A 1,651-nucleotide genomic window follows, 5' to 3' on the forward strand; every position below is an offset into this window, starting at 1 on the left:
GTCCACCACGCCTCCGTCATATGCGCGACGCCGGCGCCCAGGCGCAGACCCATCAGCAGGCCGTCCCCCTCGTTCCAGGGCGGCGAGGTCGGCGCGCGGTCGGCCGGCTCGAGAAAGGCGTCCTTGAGGGCGTCGTTCCATTCGAAACCGCCGCTCGCGAGCATGACGCCGGCGCGGCTGTGGATGCTGCGTCCGTCGCTCGTGCGGCAGCCGCGGACGACCCCATCGTCAACGGCGAGATCGATGATGCGGATATCGCTCTCGAAAGTGACGCCCCGGTCGAGGCAGGCCTGAACCAACCCCGCGACGAGGCCGGCGCCCTGCGTGCGGATGTCCTTGGCGCGACGCTCGGCCAGGATGTCGAGGCTCAACCCGGCCCGCGCTTCGCGCGAGGTCGCGGGCCCTCGCAGCGGCGAGGAGCGGACCCGGCTGCGCCATTCGCCGAGCCGGGCGGTGTCGTAGGGCAGCGGCTCGAAGGCGCGCCCGTAGCGCGCGCCAATGAAGTCCGGATGGTAGTCGGGCCGCTCGACCTGGAAGAAGCGCAGCTCCGTCCAGGCTTCCAGGCATTCCAGCAGCGAAGGCGATGCGTCGAGATAGCGCGACAGCCTGTCCTGCCCCACCTCACCGAGCGTCACGCGCGACAGGTAATCCAGCGCCTCGCCACGATCATCGGCAGCGCCGGCGCGTTCCATCAGCGCGTTGAGTGGCGACCAGATCTGGCCGCCCGAGATTGCGCTCGTGCCGCCGATGAGCGGCGAGCGCTCCAGCACGAGCACCGTCGCGCCCGCGACCGCAGCCGACAGCGCGGCCATCAGGCCGGCGGCGCCGGATCCGACGACGACGAGATCGGGCATGGCTTCTGGGAGCATCGGGCTGCCGGTTTCAGAGCAAAGGAACCGGAGCGGTCAGGAAAGACCGCTCCGGATGTCTCGGTCAGTTCGAGCGGATCGGCTGGCCGGCGGGGCCGACGGCGACCGTCTGGAGCTTGTACTTCTCGCGGCTGGCGGTGCCGACGAAGCGCTCGTAGAGCGTTGCCAAGGTGCCGATCGAGGCGTGGTAGCCGATCCAGTTGCTCATCCAGTTCAGCGTCCGCGGATCGCCTTGGCGCATGAAGAAGCTGACGCTCTCCAGATAGAGCGCGCCGGTCGGCAGCAGCTTAATGCGCGCCCCGGCGTCCAGCGCCCGCACGATGCTCGACGAGGACTGGACGGTGGCGTCGGCGCGGCCGGAGGCGACCTCGTTGATCGCGTCTGTCGCCGAGGGGAAGGAGGCGAACTGCGCCTTCGGGAAGGTGCGCCGCGCCACGGCGAGCTGCGAGGTGCCCTGGAGCGTGGCGAAGCGGATGTTCTCGGCGTTCAGATCCTCGGGCTTCTGCACCGTCGAGTTCGGCTTCAGGCCGACATAGACCGGCGCATAGAAGGCAGGGATCGGCGTGAAATCGCCGCGCAGCGCGCGCGCTGGCAGGTTCGTCACCGGCTCGATCATGTCACAGCGGCCCGATTCCAGCAGCGAGAACAGCTGTCCGAAGGGAACCTCGACATAGTCGATCGTGATGCCTTCGCCGAGATCGGCGGCGAGCAGCTTGGTCAGTTCGATCGTGTAGCCGGCCGGCTCGTTGGTGGTCGGATCGCGATACTGCATCGGTGGCGTG

2 protein-coding genes are annotated in these 1,651 nt (G+C 68.9%); both read right to left on the bottom strand.

Translation table 11 applies throughout. The features are described 5' to 3' along the window. The coding region (locus AB4Y99_RS27510; RefSeq protein ID WP_441525585.1) for an FAD-dependent oxidoreductase at positions 1-869 on the bottom strand (869 nt) is incomplete at its 3' end. 64 nt (positions 870-933) lie between these two features. Beyond that, positions 934-1,651, bottom strand: a 718-nt coding sequence (locus tag AB4Y99_RS27515; protein ID WP_441525586.1) for a substrate-binding periplasmic protein, incomplete at its 5' end; no start/stop codon positions are given.

It is taken from the genome of Allobosea sp. TAB14, from assembly GCF_052113865.1.
Lineage (GTDB): Bacteria > Pseudomonadota > Alphaproteobacteria > Rhizobiales > Beijerinckiaceae > Allobosea > Allobosea spartocytisi.